The sequence below is a fragment of the Phenylobacterium sp. genome (assembly GCF_036563285.1).
Taxonomy (GTDB): domain Bacteria; phylum Pseudomonadota; class Alphaproteobacteria; order Caulobacterales; family Caulobacteraceae; genus Phenylobacterium.
In genome coordinates, this window is the sequence record NZ_DATCMR010000011.1 from 1,511,405 (window position 1) to 1,517,770 (window position 6,366).

The 6,366-nt window shown below is 70.6% G+C and carries 4 protein-coding genes and 1 pseudogene; 4 read left to right on the forward strand and 1 reads right to left on the reverse strand.

Translation table 11 applies throughout. The annotated features are described in order from the left end of the window. Window positions 1-30: 30 nt before the first annotated feature. From VIL76_RS18335 to VIL76_RS18350, 4 genes are all read left to right on the forward strand, one after another. A complete protein-coding gene (locus VIL76_RS18335; RefSeq protein WP_332046485.1) occupies window positions 31-2,751 on the forward strand; it encodes a peptidoglycan-binding protein in 2,721 nt (906 codons plus the stop codon). Between the two features lie 30 nt (window positions 2,752-2,781). Further along, window positions 2,782-3,705, forward strand: a complete 924-nt coding sequence (locus VIL76_RS18340) for a sulfite exporter TauE/SafE family protein (RefSeq protein ID WP_332046486.1) — start codon at window positions 2,782-2,784, stop codon at window positions 3,703-3,705. Next, a complete protein-coding gene (locus tag VIL76_RS18345) occupies window positions 3,702-4,469 on the forward strand; it encodes a TIGR02186 family protein (protein WP_332046487.1) in 768 nt (255 codons plus the stop codon). The genes VIL76_RS18340 and VIL76_RS18345 overlap by 4 nt, the downstream gene beginning before the upstream one ends. 105 nt (window positions 4,470-4,574) lie before the next feature. Continuing rightward, window positions 4,575-4,835: a hypothetical protein gene (locus VIL76_RS18350; RefSeq protein ID WP_332046488.1), complete on the forward strand. Its 261-nt coding sequence runs from the start codon at window positions 4,575-4,577 to the stop codon at window positions 4,833-4,835. Window positions 4,836-6,050: 1,215 nt separating this feature from the next. On the opposite strand, the pseudogene VIL76_RS18355 reads toward VIL76_RS18350, so the two are convergent. Then, window positions 6,051-6,366: pseudogene (locus VIL76_RS18355) on the reverse strand (hypothetical protein); the annotation flags it as partial.

The window sequence follows — 6,366 nt, forward strand, 5'->3', positions numbered from 1 at the left end:
CCCTCTCTTCAGTACCTGGAGAGCGATTCGATGAGCGCCGGAGCGCCCTGGAGCGTGAAGGGGATAGACCCCAAGGCCCGCGAGGTCGCCAAGGACCTGGCGCGCCGCTCGGGCATGACCCTGGGCGAGTGGCTGAATCGCGTGATCCTGGAAGATGATGTACCGGAGGACGTGACCTCTGAAGATCACTTCACGGACCGTCCGCAGCGCGCCTCCGCCGAGGCGCCGCGCCCGCGCCTGGTGAGCTCGCAGCCGGCCCCGTCGCGCACCGACGACATGGCGCGGATCGCCTACGCCCTGGACCGCCTCACAGACCGCATCGAGGCGTCCGAGACCCGCACCGGCCTGGCCATCTCCGGCGTCGAGCATTCGGTCCGGGCGGCGGTCGCCCGGATCGAGGCCGGCGAGCGCGAGCACATGGCCGTGGCCGCCCGGGTCAGCGACGACCAGTCCAAGCTCGCCGAGCGCATGCGCCGGCTGGAGACCGAGTCCGCCGGCCCCCGGTCCGCCGAGGCCCTGCGGGTCATCGAGCAGACCGTCAGCCGCGTGGCCGGCGACGCCTACGAGACCCGCCAGGCGCTGGCCGCCATGGAAGCCCGCCTGGCGCAGGGCGAGGGGATCGCCGCCGGCGACCCTTCAGCCCTGATCGAGCAGGTGGTTTCCCGGCTCGGCGCCCGGCTCGCCGACGCCGAGGCCCGCACGGCGCTGGCGCTCGAGGGCCTGCGCGGCTCGCTGGGCGACCTGGACCGCCGGCTGCACGGTGTGGAGCGCGACGGCACGGCGGCGGCGGAGCAGCGGCTCGAGGCGCTCGCCGCCTCGCTCGCCGAGCGCGTCGAAGCCGCCCGCAACGAGATCGCCGAGAAGCTGAAGGCCACCCCATCGGGCCGCGTGGACGAGCGCTTCGCCGAGCTGGCCGCCCAGGTGCAGGCCGCCGAGCAGCGCAGCGCCGAGGCCATCGACCGGATGGGCCGCGAGCTGCTGGCCGTGGCCGAGGCCTTTAACAAGCGCGTGCAGGCCTCCGAGAACCGCAGCGCCGAGGCGATCGCCAAGGTGGGCGGCGAGATGGTGCGCATCGCCGGCGCCGTCGAGGACCGGCTGGGCCGCGCCGAAGTGGTGCAGGCCGAGGCGCTGGAGAAGCTCGGCTCGGAGATCGGCAAGATCACCGAACGCCTGACCGACCGGATGCTGCAGTCGGAGCGGCGCACGGCCCAGGCCATCGACGACGTGGGCGAGCAGGTCTCCAAGGTCACCGAACGGCTGGAGCAGCGCCACGAGCGCGCCGCCGTCGACATGGCCGAGCGCCTGCGCCAGAGCGAGGAGCGCACCCACCGCCTGCTCGAGGAGGCGCGTGAGCGCCTGGAGCAGGGCGCAGGCGCCGCCCGTCCCGCCGCCGACGTCGACCCGCCGCTGAAGTCCACCGCCGCCTTCGGGCCGGAGCTGTTCTCCCGCGCCGAGACCGAGGACGAGGCCCCGCCGGCCGCGACCACGCCGGCCTTCGCCGGGGCCGACTTCGACGATCACGACGACGAGGACGTGGGCTTCGCCCCGATCCCGGAGCCGGACGAGGACGACATCTTCGGGCTGGAGCAGCCGAAGCCGCCGCAGGAGGCGCTCTCCACCGAGGAGCGGCCGCTCTCCACCCGCGAGGTGATCGAAGCCGCCCGCGCCAACGCCCGCGCCGCGGAAGGCTCGCGCCCGAAGCTGCAGGTCAAGGCCAAGCACAACTGGCGCGCCGCCGCCAAGCCCTCGACCGGCCTGTTCGGCGCCCAGAAGACCGCGCGCCCGAAGATCAACTCCACCCTGCAGACCGCCTTCATGATCGTCGGCGGCGCCGCGGCCCTGTCGGTGGGCGCGGCCGGCATGGTGCTGATCAACGAGACCGGCGCCAGCTCGCAGGCGGTGGAGACCTCGCCGTTCGGCGGCCCGCCGCGCGCCGCGATCGCCATCACCCCGCAGCCGCTCGGCCCCACGGCGCCGGAGCCCGTCGCAGAGGCGCCGGCGCCCGAGGTGGCGGCTGCGCCCTCCACGGCCACCGAGAACCTCGCCGAGCAGTTCTCCGAGACGGTGCGCGACGTCCAGGCCCGCAAGCCCGGCGCGCTGGCGAAGCTGAAGACCATCGCCGACGGCGGCTACACGCCCGCGCAGTTCTACTTGGCGACGCTCTACGAGAACGGCCAGGCCGGCGTGTCGAAGAACCCCGCCGAAGCGCGCAAGTGGACGATCCGGGCCGCCGAGGGCGGCGAGCGGATGGCCATGTACAACCTGGGCCTCGACTACTTCTACGGCCAGGGCGGCCCGCAGGACCTGCCCGCCGCCGCCAAGTGGTTCCGCAAGGCCGCCGAGCGCGGCCTGACCGACGCCCAGTACAACCTCGGCATGCTCTACCAGGCCGGCAGCGGCGTGGAGCGCGACCTGGCCGAGGCCTACAAGTGGTTCTCCATCGCCGCGGAGTCGGGCGACGCCCCGGCCCGCGAGAGCGCCGTGTCGCTGGAAGCTAAGCTGTCGCCGACCCAGTTGGCCTCGGCTGAGCGCGCGGCGAAGACCTTCCGCCCGGCCGGCGCGCCGGAGGTGACGGTGGCCACCGCCCAGAAGATCCTGGGCCGGCTCGGCTACTACAAGGGCCAGCCGACCGGCGCGCCCTCGCGGGACTTCAAGCTCGCGGTGCAGGCCTACCAGCGCGACCAGGGCCTCGCCGCCACCGGCGCCCTTGACCCGGTGACCGCCGCCAGGCTCTCCGTCTTCACGCGGTGACCCGCCGCGCCTGCAAGAGGCGCTAGAGGTTTGGATATCTACCTGCCCATCGCCGAGGTGTCGGTGAACGCGCCCCTGCTGGTGGCGTTGGGCGCGCTCGTGGGCTTCATCTCCGGCCTGTTCGGCATCGGCGGCGGCTTCCTGATGACCCCGATGCTGGTGCTGCTCGGCATCCCGCCGGCGGTGGCGGTCGGGTCGATGTCGAACCACGTGGCGGCCTCGTCGATGTCCAGCGTGATCGCCTACAGCCGAAAGCGGGCCGTGGACTGGCGCATGGGCGGGGTGCTGGCCGCGGGCGGCGTGGTGGGCGCGGTGACCGGCGTGGAGGTGTTCCGCTGGCTGCGGCTGGTGGGCCAGGCCGACCTGGTGGTGTCGATCTCCTACCTGATCTTCTTAGGCATCATCGGCGGGCTGATGCTGATGGAGTCCCTGGGGACGATCCTGCGGCGGCGACGCGGCGAGCCCGCGCGGCCCAGGCGCGACCGCCGGCCCCCGTGGCTCTACGGCCTGCCCCTGAAGCTGCGCTTCCCGCGCTCGCGCCTGTACATCAGCGTGATCCCGCCGCTGGTGCTGGGCGGGTTCGTGGGGCTTCTGTCGGCGATCATGGGGGTGGGCGGCGGCTTCATCCTGGTGCCCGCCATGGTCTACGTCCTGCGCATGCCGGCGCAGATCGTGGTCGGCACCAGCCTCTTCCAGATCATCATCACCACGGTGGTGGCCGGCGTGCTGCAGGCCGGCCGCAACCAGACCGTCGACATCGTGCTGGCGGTGCTGCTGCTGGTGGGCGGCGTGCTGGGCGCCCAGTACGGCGCACGCGCCTCGTCGCGGTTCCGCGCCGAGGAGCTGCGGGCCATCCTGGCGCTGATCGTGCTGCTGGTCGGCCTGCGGATGGGGCTCGGGCTGTTCGTACGGCCCGACGAGCCTTTCGTGCTGATGTCGGGGATGGGCGGATGACGCCGGCCGTCCTGCCCCCGCCGAACCCGCCGGCCGTGGTCTCGGCCGCGCTCACCGAGGCCAACGTCCGGGTGCGGACGGACTTCCGCGGCGCGCGGATCGTGCTCTACGGTGCGGTGTTCGATCCGCAGGCCCGCCCCAGCGACGTGGTCGTCATCGTGCGCGGGCCCGAGCAGCCGGTGCGCATCGCGCGCAAGGTGCGGGTGTTCGGCCTGTGGCTGAACTCGCGGCCGGTGGTGTTCCAGGGCGCGCCGGGCTTCTACATCGCGGCCTCCACCCGCCCGCTGGAGGAGATCGCGCGCTTCCGGGTGCTGCGCCAGCTCGGCGCCGGAGTGGACCACCTGCCGATCCGCGCCCCGGCCGAGCAGCAGGTCGAGACCCGCTACGGCGTGCGCGACGTGGTGGTGAGCCGGCTGGGCGCCGACTACCTGCTGTGGCGGCGGGCGGTGGTGCGGCTGAAGACGGCGGCGGGGCTCTACTCCGAGGACCAGCGCGGGGTGCGGTTCGTCGACGACGGCCTGTTCCGCGCCGAGATCGCGCTGCCGGCGCAGGCGCCGATCGGCCGCTACCGCGCCGACATCATACTCTTCCAGGACGGGAGAGCGGTCTCCACCAAGACGCGGGTGCTGACGGTGGAGAAGGTGGGGGTGGAGCGGACGCTCTACGTCCTCGCCCACGAGCGGCCGTGGACCTATGGCGTGCTGTCGATGGGCCTGGCGCTCGCGGTGGGGTGGGGCGCGTCGTTTGCGTTCCGGCGGCGGTAGTGGTTCGGGGGCGCTCACCAGCGAGGGAGGCGCATGGGCCCGACGCGGACGCTGGAACGGCAGCTATTGGTGGCGAGCGTGCAGCACTCTGGTAGGCTCCTCCCTATGGCGAAGGTCGTTCTAGGGGACGAGTTTGATCGCTCCTTGCGAGAGTGCACGCGGCGCGCTCTCAAAGAGGCCGGCGGGAAGCGCGTTGCTACCAAGTGGGGCGTGGCCGGCTCGCAGGAACTCGATGCGGAAGAGTGGAGCTTTGGCGCCGCCAAGATCGTCTTGGAAGCCGAGACCTACACGGGCCTAAGCCTGAGCGGGCCGGAAGATCTGCTCCGCCAAATAGCGACTGCGCTTGGACAGAACCGATCGCCGTGACCATGGCGCAACCAGTCGCGAGCGGACGTCAGCGGAGCATTTTCAGATGCTTCCTGGCCATTGATCTCGCGGTGGATGCGAGCCTGCCGGTCTCGGCAAGTCAAGGACGGCCCGGAGGGCCGCCGCGGCGCGGTCGCGCGTGCCGCGCGATCCTTGAGTTGCCGAGGCCGGCAGGCAGACTGGCTGCCATGAGATCAATGCGCGGGTGTGGGTGACACCCGTCCTTGAACCCGACCTCGCCAAGGTCCGCCAGGGGTGGAAAGCGGGCCATGACCGGCTAAGCTCGGGAAATGGGCGCCCGACGGACCCTTCGACACATCGCCACATGCGTGGCCTGCGCCCTGGTTATCTCGTCCTGTGGTGAACCTAGGCAGCCATATCAGACCGTGCATGTGACGGTGCGCGATACGGACGACGTAGCCGGCTTCAAACTCATGGTCAGCCAACACGCTCGCTCAGAGGGCCTGACCCTTCACGATGCAAGTAAGAACCAGACGTACTTGTGGCGACAGCAGCACCCAGGGTCTGAGCGTCAGCTCACGATGATGGTGCTCCGAAGGCGCGGGAGGCTCGAAACGTCTGTCGATAATGTTGAAGAGCCGCAGCGCTCGTTGCGCATCAGCTTCTTCCCCGGCGCGGACAAGGAGCGCTCTCGCATCTCTGCGCAGCGACTGCTGTCTCGCCTGCGCGAGCGCTGGGCCATCGAGGGTGCTCATCCGTGATCAGGCGCCGAATGTCGCGCTCAGGGTTCGATAGCGGAACCTAGGTGTCCGAATGATCTGCATATGAGACCGTATCGACGCGATCTGGCGCAGTAATGCGGACTCCCTTGGGTAGGCCGAGCTGAAAGTGGATCGGTGCGGGGAGTGGCCTGGCCCGAGCACAGCTAATGGTTACGCTACCGTCCGCATGCCGTGTGAATTCAACGAAGGGGACTATGGGCACTTCGGTATCGTCCTCGTGCACTGACTCCACGATAAGCCTTTGCCCTGGGTTCAATGTGTACACGGTGGCCCAAGGCTCGACCGCCACCACGACGGCATCGTTTGCCGAGTTCTCGAACACAGCCATCGAATAGACGTTCACCGGCGACCTCTCCTCACCCTCGTCTCACATGAGCCCGGCGCGTGGGTGTCCGCTACCCGTCTTAAGCTGCCGTGGAATGGCCGCTACGTAGCCGACGGTTCGGACGTCAGCGAAGGGTGGGAAGCTGACCTAAGCCCGCATGCCAACCGCGGGCGAGAACGTCGGCGGGTCCGGGTCGGACACCGGAACGGCGTCGTAGTGGCTGAATCGCATCGCGTAGGCCGCACGGCCCTCTGACATGTCGCGAACGTTAGCAGGATAGCCGAATAGGTCCGACAGCGGCACGAAGGCGGTGATGACGATGGCGTTGCCGCGCACGTCCTGCCCCTGGATCTGCCCGCGGCGGCCGTTCAGGTCGCCGATGACCGAGCCCAGGTACTCCTCCGGGGTCACGACTTCCACCGACATGATCGGCTCGAGCAGCTTCGGAGCGCCCTTCTCGCGC

Bases quoted from the DNA above. Each gene is read 5' to 3' on its own strand.
- VIL76_RS18345 (WP_332046487.1), top strand. From the start codon at position 3,702: ATGACGCCGGCCGTCCTGCCCCCGCCGAACCCGCCGGCCGTGGTCTCG.
- VIL76_RS18350 (WP_332046488.1), top strand. From the start codon at position 4,575: ATGGCGAAGGTCGTTCTAGGGGACGAGTTTGATCGCTCCTTGCGAGAG.
- VIL76_RS18335 (WP_332046485.1), top strand. From the start codon at position 31: ATGAGCGCCGGAGCGCCCTGGAGCGTGAAGGGGATAGACCCCAAGGCC.